The sequence below is a fragment of the Rhodovulum visakhapatnamense genome, assembly GCF_004365965.1.
Classification (GTDB): Bacteria; Pseudomonadota; Alphaproteobacteria; order Rhodobacterales; family Rhodobacteraceae; genus Rhodovulum; species Rhodovulum visakhapatnamense.
In genome coordinates, this window is sequence record NZ_SOEB01000001.1 from 227,307 (window position 1) to 242,921 (window position 15,615).

Here is a 15,615-nt window from a genome sequence, read left to right on the forward strand (position 1 = left end):
GGCAGGGGAGCCGCATGCGGCTCGGATCAGGCGAGTTCGGCCAGCCTTTCGAGCGCGACGCGCAGTTTCGCGGCCTCTTCGGTCTTGGCGGCAGCCAGATCCTTCGTTTCCTCGACCACGTCCTCGGGGGCGCTTTCGACGAATTTCGGGTTCTTCAGGCGGCCTTCGAGCCCCTTGAGGTCCTTTTCGAGCTTCGACAGCGTCTTTTCCAGCCGTGCCTTTTCCTCGGCCACGTCGATGATGCCCTCAAGCGGCAGCGCGAATGCGCCGCCCTCGACGGCGATGGTCACGCAGCCCTTGGGCAGGGTCTTCGCCTCGGTCAGGCTTTCGATCCGGGCCATGCGCTGGATCATCGCCTCGTTGCGCGCCCAGGCGGTTTTGCCCGCCTCGTCCAGCTCGGTGTAAAGCATCGCGATCTTGGCGCCCGCGGGCACGTTCATCTGAGCCCGGGCCGAGCGGATTTCCTCGATCAGCGCGATCACCCAGTTCATTTCGCGGTCGGCGCCCGCGTCGATCAGATCGACGCCGTAGGCGGGCCAGTCGGCATGGACCAGCATCTTGCGCCGGTCGGCGGTCGTGCCCCAGAGCTCCTCGGTGATATAGGGCATGATCGGGTGCAGCAGGATCAGGCACTGGTCGATGACCCAGGCCATGGTCGCCCGCGTCTCGGCCTTCTGCGCCTCGGTGCCGTCCATCAGCAGCGGTTTCGAGAATTCGACATACCAGTCGCAGACCTTGCCCCAGACGAAGGCGTAAAGCGCATTGGCCGCGTCGTTGAAGCGATAGGCCGCCAGCGCCTCGTCGACCGCCTCGCGGACGCGCGCGACCTCGCCCACGATCCATTTGTTCACGGTCTCGCCGGGGGCGGGAATGTCCCCGGTCGGCGCATAGCCTTGGAAGACGCCGTTCATCTCGGCAAAGCGGGTGGCGTTCCAGATCTTGGTGCCGAAGTTGCGATAGCCCGCGATCCGGCTGGTCGACAGCTTCAGATCGCGCCCCATGGCGGCCATGGCGGTCAGGGTGAAACGCACCGCATCGGCGCCGTATTCGTCGATCAGCTCCAGCGGGTCGAGCACGTTGCCCAGGGATTTCGACATCTTCTTGCCCTTCTCGTCGCGGACGAGGGCATGGACATAGACGGTGTGGAACGGGATCTGATCGACCACGGCGAGCTGCATCATCATCATCCGGGCGACCCAGAAGAAGATGATGTCGAAGCCGGTGATCAGCACGTCGGTCGGGAAGTATTTCGCCAGTTCCGGCGTGGTCTCGGGCCAGCCCAGCGTGCCGATGGGCCAGAGCCCCGACGAGAACCAGGTGTCGAGCACGTCGGGGTCGCGCCAGATCGGATAGACCAGCCTGGTCGGGTCCTGGCTGAGATTGTAGTCCGCGAGGCTCTCGGCCAGCACCTCTTCGGCGGCGGTGCGGCCGGAGACTTCGACCACCCGCATCGCATGCAGCGGCGCCGGCAGACCGGCGAGCACATCCTGGAACTGCGCCGTGACCGTCTCGAAATCGGCGGCGCAGTGATGGCGCGCGCCCCGCTGGACGAAGCCCTCGTTGAGCAGGCGGTAGAGTTCCACGTCATCGAGCGCGTTGTCGCCCTCGTCGTCGGCAAAATGGGACGCGTCGAGGTCGAGCCCGTACCAGACCGGGATCTGATGCCCCCACCAGAGCTGGCGGCTGATGCACCAGGGCTCGATATTCTCCAGCCAGTGGAAGTACGTCTTGGCGTCGCGTTCGGGCAGGATGCGGGTATATCCGGCCGTCTCGTCGAATGCGCCCGCTTCCTGGGCCGCCATTCCCTTGCGGACGGCGTCAAGCGCCGGGCCGACGATCTTCTGGGTATCGACGAACCACTGGTCGGTCAGCATCGGCTCGATCACCTGCTTCGAACGGTCGCCGAAGGGCTGCATGATCGGTTTCGCCTCGACCAGCGGCACAAGCGCGTCCGCGCCCTCCGCACCGGGCTCGAGGGCCGCCTTGCCCAGCCGGGGATCGTCGGCGCGGGTCATCACCGCCAGCATCTCGGCCGTGATCTCGTCGATCACGCGCTTGCGGGCCTCGAACCGGTCGAGCCCGCGCAGATGGTCGGGCACGAGGTTGATCGCGTCGATTTCCGCCTCGCTCGCCTCGGCGCCGCCGAGGATCGCCTGGGCCTGCCGCGCACAGTCGGCATAGGGGGCGCCGTCCTCGCGCAGATGCGCCCGGGTGTCCATCAGCCGGTATTTCGGGATGCCGTTGCGCTGCGCGACGCCGTAGTCGTTGAAGTCATGCGCCCCGGTGATCTTGACCGCGCCCGACCCGAAGGCGGGGTCGGGATAGTCGTCGGTGATGATCGGGATCAGGCGGCGGTGCTCCTTCGGCCCCACCGGGATCTCGCAGAGCTTGCCGACGATGGGCGCATAACGCTCGTCCGAGGGGTGCACGGCCACGGCGCCATCGCCCAGCATGGTCTCGGGCCGGGTCGTGGCGATCGAGATGTAGTCGCGTTCCTCCTCAAGGATAACGGTCCCGTTCTCGTCCTTCTCGACATAGGTATAGGTTTCGCCGCCGGCCAGCGGGTACTTGAAGTGCCACATGTGGCCGGGAACCTCGATGTTCTCGACCTCGAGGTCGGAAATCGCGGTCTCGAAATGCGGGTCCCAGTTCACCAGCCGCTTGCCGCGGTAGATGAGCCCATTGTTGTACATGTCCACGAAGACCTTGATGACGGCGTCGTGGAAATTGCCGTCCTCGCCCTCGGGCGCGCCGGGGGCGCCGGACATGGTGAAGGCGTTGCGCGACCAGTCGCAGGAGGCGCCCAGGCGCTTGAGCTGATTGACGATGGTGCCGCCCGACTGGCCCTTCCAGTCCCAGACCTTTTCAAGGAATTTCTCGCGGCCCATCTCGCGGCGGCCGGGATTGCCTTCCTTCGCCAGTTGCCGTTCCACGACCATCTGGGTGGCGATGCCCGCATGGTCCTGACCCGGCTGCCACAGCGTGTCGAAGCCGCGCATCCGGTGCCAGCGCACCAGGATGTCCTGCAGGGTGTTGTTGAAGGCGTGACCCATATGCAGGCTGCCGGTCACGTTCGGCGGCGGGATCATGATGCAGAAGGTCTCGGGGCGCGAGGCGTTCGCCCCGGCGGTAAAGCAGCCGGCCTTTTCCCAGGCCTCGTAGAGGCGCTGTTCGGCTTCGGCGGCGTCGAAAGTCTTTTCCATGGGCATCGGAGATCCCTTGCATCGAATTGGGCTGCGGCGTGATTAGCGAAAGGCGGCGCCAAGGCCAAGCCCTCTGGACAGATGCCCCGCCGCCGCTACCCTCGCCGCAACAGGGAGGACAGGACGGATGGACAGCAAATTCGGCAAGAGCCAGACCGGCGCGCGGTTCGAGGATCTGCGCTTTCTGACGGGGCAGGGGCGCTATGTGGACGATATCGCACCGGCCTCGGCATTGCATGCGGTGTTTCTGCGCAGCCCCGTCGCCCATGCCGAGATCCGCGCGCTGGATGTCGGCGCCGCGGCCGCAGCGCCCGGGGTCGTGGCGGTGCTGACTGCGGCCGATCTGACGGCGGCGGGGGTCGATCTGTCGATGCGCGCGACCGTGGTCACCAATCGCGACGGCAGCAAGGGGGCGGCGCCCGCGCGGCCCGTGCTGGCCCGGGACCGCGTGCGCTTCGTCGGCGAGGCGATGGCGGTGGTGATCGCCGAGACCCCGCTGGCCGCGAAGGACGCCGCCGAAGAGATCGAGTTCGATCTGCACGACCTCGATCCGCATCTGGCGCTGACCGTGGGCGGGCCGCAGATCCATCCCGAGGCGCCGCTGAACCTTGCCTATGACTGGGCCATGGGCGACGAGGCGGCGGTGCATGAGGCGTTTCGCGCGGCGGCGCGGACGGTGCGGCTGGAGGTCTCGGACCATCGCGTGATCGTCAATTCCATGGAACCGCGCGGGGCCTGGGCCGAGTGGTCGGACGGGCGGCTCCATCTTTGCGTGAACGGGCAGGGGGTCTGGGGCCAGAAGGCCAAGCTGGCCCGGATGCTGGGGCTGCCCGAAGACGCGGTGCGGGTGACCAACCCCGATGTCGGGGGCGGCTTCGGCATGAAGGCGATGAGCTATCCCGAGTATTACGTCATCGCCCATGCCGCGCGGGCGCTGGGCCGGCCGGTGCGCTGGATGTCGGACCGGACCGAGGCGATGCTGACCGACAATGCCGGCCGCGATCTCGTCTCGATGGTCGAGATGGCCTTCGATGCCGGCCACCGGATCACCGGCTACCGGGTCGAGACCCTCTCGAACCTTGGCGCCTACAATTCCGAATACGCCCAGCCGATCCAGTCAGAGCTGTTCTCGAAGGTGCTGACCGGCGTCTACGACATTCCGGCGGCCTATCTCGCGGTGAAAGGCGTCTATACAAACACCACCCAGGTCGATGCCTATCGCGGCGCCGGGCGGCCCGAGGCGATCTATGCGCTCGAACGCATGATGGATGTCGCGGCCCGCGAGCTGGGCGTCGATCCGTGGGATCTGCGGCGGCGGAACTTCATCGCGCCTGCAGCCTTCCCCTACCGCACCCCCACGGGCGAGACCTATGACGTGGGCGATTTCGCCCGGGTTCTGGCGCGGGTCGAGGCGGTCGCCGACCGGGCGGGCTTTGCCGCGCGAAAGGCTGAAAGTGCGGCGCGCGGGCGGCTTCGGGGGCTTGGGCTATGCTGTTACATCGAGGCGATCCTCGGCGATCCGACCGAAGGGGCCGAGATCGAGTTCTGCGCGGAAGGCACGGTCAATCTCTATGTCGGCACCCAGTCGAACGGGCAGGGGCACGAGACGGTCTATGCCCGCTTCCTGGCCGAACGGACCGGGCTTCCGGTCGCGGCGATCCGGGTGATCCAGGGCGACAGCGACCGCATCGCCTCGGGCGGCGGCACCGGCGGCTCGCGCTCGGTCACCACCCAGGCCAGCGCGACGCTGGCGGCGGTCGAGGTCATGGTCGCGGCCTTCACGCCCTTCCTGGCCGCCGAGATGGGGGTCGATCCCGGAGCCCTCGGCTTCGACGAGGGCCGGTTCCGGGCGCCGGGTTCGAACCTGACGCCGGGGCTGATCGAGGCGGCGGCGATGGCGCGGGCGGCGGGGCGGACGGATCTGTTGCGCCATCGCGCGGATTATACGCTGCCGGGACGCTCCTATCCCAACGGCGCCCATGTCGCCGAGGTCGAGATCGACCCCGAGACCGGCGAGACGCGGGTGCTGCGCTATGCGGTGACCGACGATTTCGGCAATCTGGTCAATCCGCGTCTGGCCGAGGGCCAGGTCCATGGCGGGGTGGCGCAGGGGCTTGGGCAGGCGATCTGCGAACGAGTGGTGCATGATGATTACGGCCAGCTTCTGACCGCGAGTTTCATGGATTATGCCATGCCGCGTGCCGCCGACTTGCCTTTCGTGACCTTCACGACCGAACCCGTGCCTTCGACGACGAATCGCCTGGGCATGAAGGGCTGCGGCGAGGCCGGGACGGTGGGGTCGATGGCGGCGGTCGGCAATGCGGTGCTGGACGCGCTCTGGGAAAAGGGGGTGCGCCGGGCCGACATGCCGTTCACCCCGGAACGGGTCTGGCGCCTGCTGCAGCCCGCAGCCTGACGCCCTCCCCGCGGGGCCACGAATTTTCGCAGAAAATTCGGACCGGTCGTCCGTGCCGGACGCCCGGTACAGCCACGCTCAGGCGACCTTTTCCAGATGCGCCTCGGGCAGCACACCCAGCGCGTGACAGATGTCGCGCGTCAGGTGCGGCTTGTTCAGCGTGTAGAAATGGAAATCCCGCACCCCCCCCTCCATCAGCTCGGTGCAAAGCTCGGTCGCCATCGCCTTGCCCAGAAGCTCTTCCCGGCCGTCGCGGATCGCGGTCTGGAAGGCCGCGTCGATGCCCGGCGGCACATGCGCCCCGCAGCGCTCGGCAAAGCGGCGCACGCCCGCCCATTTCTCGATCGGCAGGATGCCGGGGATGATCTTCGCGCCGTCGATCCCCTGCTTCTCGCAGGCATCGCGGAACCGGAAGAAGGTCTCGGCCTCGAAGAAGAACTGGGTGATGGCCGAATCCGCGCCCGCCTCGAACTTGCGTTTCAGCCAGAGCACATCGGCGTCGGCCGATCCCGCCTCGGGATGCGGGTCGGGATAGGCGCCGACGCGCAACCGGAAACTGCCGGTCGCGGCCAGCGCCTCGATCAGCTCGCAGGAATTGGCAAAGCCCTCGGGATGCGGACGGAACGCGCCCTGGTCCTTCGGCGGGTCGCCCCGCAGCGCGACGATCTCGGTAACGCCCGCCGCCGCATAGGCCTCGGCGATCTCCAGCGTTTCGGCCCGGGTCGCGTCAACGCAGGTCAGATGCGCCGCCACGTTCAGCTTGTAATGCGTATGGATCGTCTGCACCGCCTCATGGGTCAGCTTGCGGGTGGTCCCGCCCGCCCCGTAGGTCACCGACACGAAGGCGGGTTTCAGCGGCGCCAGCGCCTGAGCGGCCTCCCAGAGGCGAAAGCTCGCCTCCAGCGACTGGGGCGGAAAGAACTCGAAGGATACGCGCGGGGCAGTCATCGGCAGGCACTCCGTGGGGTCTCGAAGGGTGCAGCCTTGTCGCATGGCCGGGACTGTGAAACAAACTCATAGTTCTCAAGATCAATATGAGCCGGGCAACAGGATGTATCTGGAACTGCGCCATCTCAGGACCATCAAGGCCATCCATGACGCGGGCGGGCTGGCGCGTGCGGCCGACCGCCTGAACATCACCCAATCGGCCCTCAGCCACCAGGTGAAGGGCCTTGAAGAGCAGGTGGGCATGGAGCTTTTCGTGCGCCGCACCAAACCCTTGCGGCTGTCCGCGGCGGGGCTGAAACTCCTGCGCACCGCCGAGCGCGTGCTGCCCGAGATCGCCGCCCTGCAGGCCGATTTCGCGGGCATGACCTCGGGCCGGTCCGGGCGGCTGCATATCGCGCTTGAATGCCATGCCTGCTATGACTGGCTGCTGCCGGTGCTCGATAGCTTCCGCAAGGCCTGGCCCGAGATCGATGTCGACATCCGCCCCGGCCTGTCCTTCGACGCGATGCCCGCCCTCGCGCGCGAGGAGGTCGATCTGGTGCTGTCCTCTGATCCCGAGGACATCGACGGCATCGGTTTCGTGCCGCTTTTCGACTATGAACCGGTCTTCCTCTGCGCCGCCGGCCATCCGCTGGCCGAGAAGGCCTTCATCGAGGCCGAGGATTTCCGCGGCGAGACGCTGATCACCTATCCGGTCGAACGCGCGCGGCTTGACATCTTCACCGGGCTCCTGACGCCCGCCCGGGTCGAGCCGCTGGCCCAGCGCCAGGTCGAGCTGACCGCCGTGATCCTGATGCTGGTCGCCTCGGGCCGGGGCGTCACCGTTCTGCCCGACTGGGTGGTGCGCGAGGCCCGCGCCAGCGCCGATTTCGCGGTGCGGCCGCTGACCGGGACCGGGCTGACCAAGCGGATGTATGCCGCGACCCGGGCCGAGGATGCGGCGCGGCCCTTCATGGCGCATTTCGTGCGGCTGGCGCGCAGCGAGCCGGTCAAGCTGCAACGCGGCACGGCCGGCTAGCGCCGCCTGACAGGGCCGGACGGGGCCGGACGGGAGGCAGGCGCTTGCCATTTTCCTTGGCACCGGGCGCGCCCGCGTGTATGGCCCGCGGCAAGACCGAAGGAGACCCCCATGCAAGGCAGTGCAAACCTCAACATCATGATCAAGGCCGCCCGCAAGGCGGGGCGCGCCCTGGTCAAGGACTTCCGCGAGGTCGAGAACCTGCAGGTCTCGATGAAGGGGGCGGGCGATTTCGTCAGCCGGGCCGATACCGCCGCCGAGGAAATCCTGCGTCAGGAGCTGCGCGGCGCGCGCCCGACCTATGGCTGGCTCGGCGAAGAGACCGGCGGCGAGGATGGCGACGACCCGACGCGCCGCTGGATCGTCGATCCGCTGGACGGCACGACCAACTTCCTGCACGGGCTGCCGCACTGGGCGGTGTCGATCGCGCTGGAACACAAGGGCGAGATCGTCTCGGGCGTGGTCTTCGATGCCGCCAAGGACGAGCTTTTCTTCGCCGAGAAGGGCGCGGGCGCCTGGATGAACGACCGCCGCCTGCGGGTCTCGTCGCGCGCGCGGATGATCGAGGCGATCTTTGCCACCGGCGTCCCCTTCGCCGCCAAGCGCACGTTGCCCGCGACGCTGCAGGATCTGGCGCGGCTGATGCCCAATTGCGCGGGCGTCCGGCGCTGGGGGGCGGCATCGCTCGATCTGGCCTATGTGGCGGCCGGCCGCTACGACGGCTACTGGGAACGCGAACTGCACGCCTGGGACATTGCCGCGGGGCTTTTGCTGGTGCGCGAGGCGGGCGGCTTTGTCGGGCCGATCCATGAAGGGCGCAATCCGCTGGATCACGGCGAGCTTCTGGTCGCCAACGAGGCGATCTACGATCAGTTCGCCAAGGTCATCCGGGCCACCTGAAAGACCCGGCAGCGTCATTTTCCGGTCAGGTTTCAAGGCCATCCCTGACCCCCTGAACCGGGGGCAGAGGAGGCAGGCCATGACCCAGGACAAAGCGCGTCGGCAAAGCCGCAAGCGTGCGATGCGCCGTTTCGCGGCGTTCGCGTCCGACCGGTCGGGGGCCGTGACCGTCGATTGGGTGGTGCTGACCGCCGCCCTCGTCGGAGCCTGCATCGCGATGGTCTCGTCGATCCAGTCGGGCCTCGTGTCGCTGGGCGGGGATGTCGGCGGCGCGCTGACCAGCGCCAATGTGCAGACCCTCGACACGCTTGGCGGGACCGAGTGACGAACCGGGGCCGCGCCCAAACCCGGTGCGACGGCAGCCGGCCTAGGTGCGGTCGCTCGGATGGTTCACGCCGTCGCTCCAGGGCACCTCGCCCAGATCGCGCGGATTGACGCCCGCGAGAGCGCCGACATTGACGCCATATTCGTTGGGATCGGACCGCCTGCGGTGATGGGTGTAGATGCCGCAGGTCGGGCAGAAGTAATGTTTGGCGGTGCAGCTGCCCCATTGATACAGGCTCAGCCGGTCGGCGCCGCGCACCACCCGCAGCTTGTCAAGCGGCACCGTGGCCATGATCGCGCCGCGCCGTCGGCAATAGGAACAGTCGCAGCGTCGCGCCGTGGCCAGCCCCTCGGACAGCTCGACCTCAAGCTCGATGGCGCCGCAATGGCAGGTCAGGCGGGTCATCGGCGTCTCCGGACACGGGGGATGCTGGTCGGGCTGTAGACCGCGACCGGGTGGGGCGGTGACCCGGACGTACGGCCCCAGAACTCCGGGCCGCCCAGCCTCAGCCACAGCGGCAGCGTCAAGGCGAGCCCGGCGAGAAACCCGCCCGAATGCGCCCAGTAGGCGACCCCGCCTTCACCTGTCGGGGCCGAGACCCCCGAATAGAGCTGAAGCCCGAACCAGAGCCCCAGCATCAGCCAGGCGGGCACGGGGATCACCCGGAAGATCACGACGAGGATGATCAGGATATCGACGCGGGCCTTCGGGAACAGCAAGAGATAGCCGCCCATCACCGCCGCGATGGCCCCCGAGGCGCCCACCACCGGCACGGGCGAGCCCGGGTCGATGACATATTGAAACAGCGCCGCCGCGACCCCGCCCGCGAGATAGAACAGCAAGAAGCCCAGATGCCCGAACCGGTCTTCCATGTTGTCGCCGAAGATCCACAGAAACAGCATGTTGCCCGCCAGATGCAGCACCCCGCCATGCAGGAACATCGAGGTCACGAGCCCGGTCCAGTCCCCCGATTGCGACATCAGCGCGGGCACCATTCCCCAGGTCTGGAAGAAGGCGTTCAGCGCCCGCTGGTCGGAAAAGAGCGACAGATAGGACAGAAACACCGCCACATTCGCGCCGATCAGCGCCAGGGTGACGAAGGGAAAGCGGCTCGACGGGTTGTGGTCACGCAACGGGAACATGGCAGAAGGCTAGCGGGTGCGCCGGGGCCGTCAAGCGGAACCGGCGCGCGCCAGCAGGGCGGCATTGCCGCCCGCCGCCGTCGTGTCGACGCAAAGATGCCGTTCCTGCCGAACATGGGCCGGATCGGGCATCCCGGCGATCAGCGGCAGGATCGGCCCGTCGCGCTCGGCCAGCGCGCGCGCATAGGCGTGCCCGGTCTCGGCATCGCCCCACCAGAGCGCGCCCGAGATGCCCTCGGTTGCCGTCAGCGCGGCGGGGTCGAGCGCCCCCTCGACCGCGACCGCGGCCCCGCCGAGCGCGCGCACCGCCTCGGCCTGCGCCGCCGCCGCGTTCGGCCCCGGCCCGAGGCACAGAAGCGGCGGCCGCGACAGGGTCGTCAGCCGGTTCGACTCGCCGGTGGGTCCGGGCAGATCGAGCGTTTCGGGCCCGCGCGCCGGGCTGGCCTGCTGCACTGCCCTGGCGACCGCCTCGGGCGCGGCCGGCGCGCCGCCCGCGGGGGCGGACGCGCGCAGTGCCTCGGGGCCGGGGCGTTCGGTGAAGCGGGGCAGATAATGCGGCCCGCCCGCCTTGGGCCCGGTGCCCGACAGCCCCTCGCCGCCGAAGGGCTGGCTGCCGACCACCGCGCCGATCTGGTTGCGGTTGACGTAAAGATTGCCGACGCAGAGCCGGTCGGACAGATGCTGCACCCGGTCGTCGATCCGGCTGTGCAGCCCGAAGGTCAGGCCATAGCCGGTGGCGTTGATGGCCGCGATCACCCGGTCGAGATCGGCGCCCGCGAAGGTCGCCACATGCAGCACCGGGCCGAACACCTCGCGCTCGATCGCCTCGATGCCCGCGACCCGGATCGCGACCGGCGCCTGGAAATGTCCCTCGCGCGGGGCGGCACCCTCCCAGATCACCCGGCCCTGGCCCCGGGCGGCCGCCACATAGGCCGCGATCGCGGCATGGGCCTCGTCGTCGATCAGCGGGCCCAGATCGGTCGAGAGCGCCCAGGGATCGCCGACCCGCAATTCGGCCATCGCGCCCTTCAGCATCTCGAGAAAGCCGGGCGCGATGTCTTCCTGCACGTAAAGACAGCGCAGCGCCGAACAGCGTTGCCCGGCCGACTGGAAGGCCGAGGCGAGGACGTCGCGGACCGCCTGTTCGGGCAGGGCGGTGCTGTCGACGATCATGGCGTTCAGCCCGCCGGTCTCGGCGATCAGGGGCGTGCCGGGCGCCATGTGCTCTGCCATCGCGCGCTGGATCAGCCGGGCGGTCTCGGTCGAGCCGGTGAACGCCACGCCGGTGACGCGCGGGTCCGAGGTCAGCCGCGCGCCGATCTGCCCGTCGCCGGGCAGAAGCTGCAGGCATTCGGGCGGAACGCCTGCCTCGTGCAGCAGCCTGACCGCCAGATGCGCGATCAGCGGGGTCTGTTCGGCGGGCTTCGCGATTACCGCATTGCCCGCGGCCAGCGCCGCGGCGACCTGGCCGGTGAAGATCGCCAGCGGAAAGTTCCAGGGCGAGATGCAGACGAAAATCCCGCGCGCCGGGGCATCGAGCGTCTCGATCCGCGAGGCGTAGTAGCGCAGGAAATCGACCGCCTCGCGCAGCTCGCCCACCGCGTCGGGCAGGGTCTTGCCGGCCTCGCGCGCCAGAAGCGCGAAGATCTCGCCGAAATGCACCTCGTAAAGATCGGCCGCCTGGCGCAGGATCTCGGCGCAGCGGGTTTCGGGGATGTTCCAGGGCCGGGCATGGGCCAGCGCCGTGCCGACATCGCGCAGCGAGGCGTCCTGCACCCAGCCGACCAGATCCTTCGGGTCCGAGGGGCTGTGGCGCGGCCGGCCGGGCTCGGCGCGGACCGGTCCGGCAATCAGAGGGGCGGCATTGACATGGGTGGTGCGATGGGCCGCGCGCGCCTCCTCGATCCGGGCCAGATGCGGCCCGTGCGCCAGATCCCAGCCGCGCGAATTGCGCCGCTCGGGCGCGAACAGCGCAGGCCCCGGCAGGATCTCGGGGTTGGCGGGCTCGTCGAGCCGCGCCTCGAGCTCGGACAGCGGGTCGGCCACCACCACCTCTGGCGGGACGCTGGCATCGACGATGCGGTTGACGAAAGACGAATTGGCACCGTTTTCCAGCAGCCGCCGCACCAGATAGGCCAGCAGGTCGCGATGCGCGCCGACCGGGGCATAGATCCGGCAGCGCGTGCCCAGCCCCTTGTCCATGACGATCTGATGCAGCGCCTCGCCCATGCCGTGCAGGCGCTGGAACTCGAAGCTCTCGGGGTCGGGATCCATGTCGAGGATCGCCGTGACCGTATGGGCGTTATGGGTCGCGAATTGCGGATAGATCCGGTCGGTCATCCGCAACAGCTTGCGGGCATTGGCGATATAGCTGACATCGGTCGCGGCCTTGCGGGTGAAGACCGGAAAGCCCTCGACGCCCGCGACCTGGGCGCGCTTGATCTCGCTGTCCCAGTAGGCGCCCTTGACCAGCCGCACCATCAGCCGCCGGTCGTGCTTCTGCGCCAGCGCGTAAAGCGCGTCGATCACCAGGCCCGCGCGCGGGCCATAGGCCTGCACCACCACGCCGAACCCGTCCCATCCCGCCAGCCGCTCGTCGGCCAGCACCGCCGCGATCACGTCGAGCGACAGCACCAGCCGGTCGGCCTCCTCGGCGTCGATATTGAGCCCCATGCCCATCGTCCGTGCCTTCAGCGCAAGCTCCAGCAGGCGCGGCGCAAGCTCCGCCATCACCCGGTCGCGCTGGGCGACCTCATAGCGCGGATGCAGCGCCGAAAGCTTGATCGAGATGCCCGGATCGGCGCGCACGTCGCCCCGGGTCGCCGCCAGGCCGATGCGCGCGATGGCGCCGGAATAGGCGGTCATGTAGCGCCGGGCGTCGGCCTCGGTGCGGGCGGCCTCGCCCAGCATGTCGTAGGAATGGGTATATCCCTTCGCCTCCATCTCGGCGGCGCGGGCAAGCGCCGCGTCGATGGTTTCGCCCAGCACGAACTGGCGGCCCATCTCGCGCATGGCGCGGGCGGCCGCCGCGCGGATCACCGGCTCGCCCAGCCGCTTGACCGCGCCTTTCAGCGTCTTCACAAGCCCGCGCTCGTGGCGTTCCAGCACCCGCCCGGTCAACAGCAGCGCCCAGGTCGAGGCATTGACCATCGGCGAGGCCGACCGGCCCAGATGGCGGCCCCAGTCCGAGGGCGCGATCTTGTCCTCGATCAGCGCGTCCATGGTGGCCTCGTCGGGCACCCGCAGCAGGGCCTCGGCCAGGCACATCAGCGCGATGCCCTCGTCGGTCGACAACCCGTATTCGGCCAGAAACACCTCCATCAGCCCGGGCCGGTCCCCGGCGCGGATCTGGTGCACCAGCTCGGCCGCCGCCGCCTCGATCCGCGACCGGTCCTCGTCATTCAGCCCGGCCGCGGTCAGCAGCGCGTCAAGCGTCGGACCCTCGGGCGCATAGGTGGCCGCCTCGATCCGGTCGCGCAGCGGCAGGGTGTCGTCCAGCATGGAAGTCTCTCCGTTTTCCGGCCATGATAGCGGGAAAACAGCAGGCCGTTCGCCTGCATTTATCTGCGTTCTTGGGCGTTTCGCCCAAAGATGGGGTTTCGTTCATGCCGGATGGCCCGCTGTCCCTCGACCGCTACGACCGCGCGATTCTGCGGATTCTCTCTGCCGAGGGGCGGATCCCGGTGGCTGAACTGGCCCGCCGCATCGGTCTGTCCAAGACCCCGACCCAGGCCCGGCTGCGTCGGCTCGAGACCGAGGGCATCGTCACCGGCTACCGCGCGATGCTGAACCCCAACCGGCTGGGGCTGGCCCATGTGGCCTTTGTCGAGCTGCGGCTGTCCGATACACGCGAGGCGGCGCTGCGCGACTTCAACGCGGCCGTCCGCGCCATCCCAGAGGTCGAGGAATGCCACATGATCGCGGGCGGGTTCGACTATCTGCTGAAGGTGCGCACCGCCGACATGGCCTCCTATCGCGAGGTCATGGCCGAACGGATTTCGGCGCTGCCCCATGTCGCCAACAGCTCGACCTTCGTGGCGATGGAGGCGGTCAAGGACGCGGCCTTCTCCACGCTGCCCTGACCGGGACGGCCGGAGAAACGCAGGCGTCTCGCAGCAAGGCGCCCGGTGGCTTCGATCCCGCGCGACCCGTCTCAGGGGCCTGGCGGCTGTTGGCCCAGCAGAACCGCGCCCCGGCCGGACGCCGCCAGCCGGTCCGCCGGATTGCGCAGCGGGCAGTCGTCATGGGAAAGACAGCCGCAGCCGATGCAGCCGTCGAGCTTGTCGCGCAGCTCGGTCAGCCCGTCGATCCGCGCCTGCAGCGCCGCGCGCCATCCGGCGACCATGGCGCGGACATCGGCCGCGGTCGGCTGGCGCCCCGGCGGGATCGGTTTCAGCAATCCGGCGATTTCGGAAAGCGAAAACCCCAGCGACTGGGCGGTGCGCAGGATCGCGATCCGGCGCAGCACGTCGCGCGAATAGCGGCGCTGGTTGCCGCTGCTGCGATGCGCGCCGATCAGCCCCTTCGCCTCGTAGAAATGCAGCGCCGAGACCGGAACGCCGCTGCGTTCGGCCACCTCTCCGACGCTGAGGAAGCTGGGCGCATCTGTCGCTTTTGCCATGTCGATCCGGCCTTGACCTCAATTTAAGTTGAGGTTTTATACCGGCTGTCGGCTTGCCCATGCAAGCCCCCCGGCCGGGTCGGTGCGGGGTGTTTCCGGAGCCGACGCCGCCCTTTTCCGGCCGCTGCCGCTTCGGTCGGAAGGAGCAGACAAACAAATGGAACCAAAAAAGAGAATCGCGCTCGTCAGCGGCGCAAATCGCGGCATAGGGGCGGCGGTCGCGGCGCGGCTCGCCGAAAGCGGCGTGCTGGTCCTGATCGGCAGCCGGGATCTGGCGGCGGGGCAGGCCGTCGCGGCGCCCCTGGTTGCCGAGGGGGGCGAGGCGGTGGCGGTTCAGCTTGACGTGACCGACGATGCCAGCGTCGCCGCGCTGGCCGGGCGGATCGCCGAGACCTGGGGGCGGCTCGACATCCTTGTGAACAATGCCGGGATCGGGCTCGACCACGACACGCGCCTGACCCCGGTCGCGCGGATCGCGCGCACGCTGGAGGTGAACGTGACCGGCACGCTGCGGCTGACCGAGGCCATGGTGCCGCTGCTGGCCAGGGGCGTGTCTCCCAGGATCGTCAACATTTCATCGGAACTCGGCTCGTTCGCGCTGCGGCAGGACCCCGACTGGGAGCATGCCGACAAGATCATGCCGACCTATGCCACCTCGAAGGCCGCGGTGAATGCGCTGACGGTGGGCTATGCGCAAAGCCTCGCGGGGCAGGGGATCAAGGTCAATGCGATCTGCCCGGGCTATACCGCGACGGCCGCGACCAATTTCGGCCCCGACCGGACGCCCGGCGAGGCCGCGTCCGCGATCGCTGCGCTGGCGCTGGCGGACGCGGACGGCCCGACCGGCGGCTTCCTCAACGAGGCCGGTGCTCTGCCCTGGTAGGCGACGGCCCCGACAAGGCCCGCCCCGGTTGCGGGGCGGGCGAACCCGGTCGCCCCCCGGCGCGGGAAACTCGCACGGTCCCTGCACCCGCCGGGCGGCAATTTCGCGGAACGCTTCGCGCCCTCGGCAGTTGCGTGCTGGCCGGGGAATGGTAGACAG

General features: G+C 68.8%; 12 protein-coding genes. 6 read left to right on the forward strand and 6 right to left on the reverse strand.

Going from position 1 to position 15,615, the window contains the following annotated elements; genetic code table 11:
• Positions 1–26: 26 nt before the first annotated feature.
• Positions 27–3,209, reverse strand: coding sequence for a valine--tRNA ligase (locus tag EV657_RS01090; protein WP_134076861.1), 3,183 nt, complete (start codon positions 3,207–3,209; stop codon positions 27–29).
• 121 nt (positions 3,210–3,330) lie between these two features.
• On the opposite strand from EV657_RS01090, the gene EV657_RS01095 reads away from it, so the two are divergent.
• Entirely contained in the window at positions 3,331–5,619 is a 2,289-nt protein-coding gene (locus EV657_RS01095) for a xanthine dehydrogenase family protein molybdopterin-binding subunit (RefSeq protein WP_134076862.1), read from the forward strand.
• Between the two features lie 78 nt (positions 5,620–5,697).
• On the opposite strand, the gene metF is transcribed toward EV657_RS01095, so the two are convergent.
• On the reverse strand, positions 5,698–6,567 hold the full coding sequence (gene metF / locus EV657_RS01100) for a methylenetetrahydrofolate reductase [NAD(P)H] (RefSeq protein ID WP_134076863.1): 870 nt from the start codon (positions 6,565–6,567) through the stop codon (positions 5,698–5,700).
• A gap of 103 nt (positions 6,568–6,670) precedes the next feature.
• Between metF and EV657_RS01105 the strand changes: the two genes are divergently transcribed.
• From EV657_RS01105 to EV657_RS01115, 3 genes are all read left to right on the forward strand, one after another.
• Positions 6,671–7,585, forward strand: a complete 915-nt coding sequence (locus EV657_RS01105) for a LysR family transcriptional regulator (protein ID WP_134076864.1) — start codon at positions 6,671–6,673, stop codon at positions 7,583–7,585.
• A 111-nt stretch (positions 7,586–7,696) separates the two neighbouring features.
• Positions 7,697–8,485 (forward strand): inositol monophosphatase family protein, encoded by a 789-nt coding sequence (locus tag EV657_RS01110; protein WP_134076865.1) that lies wholly within the window; start codon positions 7,697–7,699, stop codon positions 8,483–8,485.
• 79 nt (positions 8,486–8,564) lie between these two features.
• A complete protein-coding gene (locus tag EV657_RS01115) occupies positions 8,565–8,810 on the forward strand; it encodes a hypothetical protein (protein WP_243627889.1) in 246 nt (81 codons plus the stop codon).
• A 42-nt stretch (positions 8,811–8,852) separates the two neighbouring features.
• On the opposite strand, the gene EV657_RS01120 is transcribed toward EV657_RS01115, so the two are convergent.
• The 3 genes from EV657_RS01120 to putA are packed head-to-tail and all read right to left on the reverse strand — an operon-like array spanning position 8,853 to position 13,453.
• Complete coding sequence (locus tag EV657_RS01120; RefSeq protein WP_075786419.1) at positions 8,853–9,215, reverse strand: GFA family protein; 363 nt, start codon at positions 9,213–9,215, stop codon at positions 8,853–8,855.
• Positions 9,212–9,952: a rhomboid family intramembrane serine protease gene (locus EV657_RS01125; RefSeq protein WP_134076866.1), complete on the reverse strand. Its 741-nt coding sequence runs from the start codon at positions 9,950–9,952 to the stop codon at positions 9,212–9,214. The genes EV657_RS01120 and EV657_RS01125 overlap by 4 nt, the downstream gene beginning before the upstream one ends.
• Before the next feature lie 30 nt (positions 9,953–9,982).
• The gene (gene putA, locus EV657_RS01130; RefSeq protein WP_134076867.1) at positions 9,983–13,453 is read right to left on the reverse strand and encodes a bifunctional proline dehydrogenase/L-glutamate gamma-semialdehyde dehydrogenase PutA; all 3,471 of its coding nucleotides are present in this window, start codon (positions 13,451–13,453) and stop codon (positions 9,983–9,985) included.
• Between the two features lie 104 nt (positions 13,454–13,557).
• On the opposite strand from putA, the gene EV657_RS01135 reads away from it, so the two are divergent.
• Positions 13,558–14,034, forward strand: coding sequence for an Lrp/AsnC family transcriptional regulator (locus tag EV657_RS01135; protein WP_075786416.1), 477 nt, complete (start codon positions 13,558–13,560; stop codon positions 14,032–14,034).
• Between the two features lie 71 nt (positions 14,035–14,105).
• Here EV657_RS01135 and soxR read toward each other — a convergent pair whose 3' ends face one another.
• Positions 14,106–14,573: a redox-sensitive transcriptional activator SoxR gene (gene soxR / locus EV657_RS01140; protein WP_134076868.1), complete on the reverse strand. Its 468-nt coding sequence runs from the start codon at positions 14,571–14,573 to the stop codon at positions 14,106–14,108.
• Between the two features lie 157 nt (positions 14,574–14,730).
• Between soxR and EV657_RS01145 the strand changes: the two genes are divergently transcribed.
• On the forward strand, positions 14,731–15,456 hold the full coding sequence (locus EV657_RS01145; protein WP_134076869.1) for an SDR family NAD(P)-dependent oxidoreductase: 726 nt from the start codon (positions 14,731–14,733) through the stop codon (positions 15,454–15,456).
• Positions 15,457–15,615: the final 159 nt, after the last annotated feature.

What these genes read in the sequence shown, in the direction of transcription:
- EV657_RS01110 (WP_134076865.1), top strand. Translation starts at nt 7,697, where the DNA reads ATGCAAGGCAGTGCAAACCTCAACATCATGATCAAGGCCGCCCGCAAG.
- soxR (WP_134076868.1), bottom strand. Translation starts at nt 14,573, where the DNA reads ATGGCAAAAGCGACAGATGCGCCCAGCTTCCTCAGCGTCGGAGAGGTG.
- EV657_RS01105 (WP_134076864.1), top strand. Translation starts at nt 6,671, where the DNA reads ATGTATCTGGAACTGCGCCATCTCAGGACCATCAAGGCCATCCATGAC.
- EV657_RS01135 (WP_075786416.1), top strand. Translation starts at nt 13,558, where the DNA reads ATGCCGGATGGCCCGCTGTCCCTCGACCGCTACGACCGCGCGATTCTG.
- EV657_RS01090 (WP_134076861.1), bottom strand. Translation starts at nt 3,209, where the DNA reads ATGCCCATGGAAAAGACTTTCGACGCCGCCGAAGCCGAACAGCGCCTC.
- EV657_RS01145 (WP_134076869.1), top strand. Translation starts at nt 14,731, where the DNA reads ATGGAACCAAAAAAGAGAATCGCGCTCGTCAGCGGCGCAAATCGCGGC.
- EV657_RS01125 (WP_134076866.1), bottom strand. Translation starts at nt 9,952, where the DNA reads ATGTTCCCGTTGCGTGACCACAACCCGTCGAGCCGCTTTCCCTTCGTC.
- metF (WP_134076863.1), bottom strand. Translation starts at nt 6,567, where the DNA reads ATGACTGCCCCGCGCGTATCCTTCGAGTTCTTTCCGCCCCAGTCGCTG.
- EV657_RS01120 (WP_075786419.1), bottom strand. Translation starts at nt 9,215, where the DNA reads ATGACCCGCCTGACCTGCCATTGCGGCGCCATCGAGCTTGAGGTCGAG.
- putA (WP_134076867.1), bottom strand. Translation starts at nt 13,453, where the DNA reads ATGCTGGACGACACCCTGCCGCTGCGCGACCGGATCGAGGCGGCCACC.
- EV657_RS01095 (WP_134076862.1), top strand. Translation starts at nt 3,331, where the DNA reads ATGGACAGCAAATTCGGCAAGAGCCAGACCGGCGCGCGGTTCGAGGAT.
- EV657_RS01115 (WP_243627889.1), top strand. Translation starts at nt 8,565, where the DNA reads ATGACCCAGGACAAAGCGCGTCGGCAAAGCCGCAAGCGTGCGATGCGC.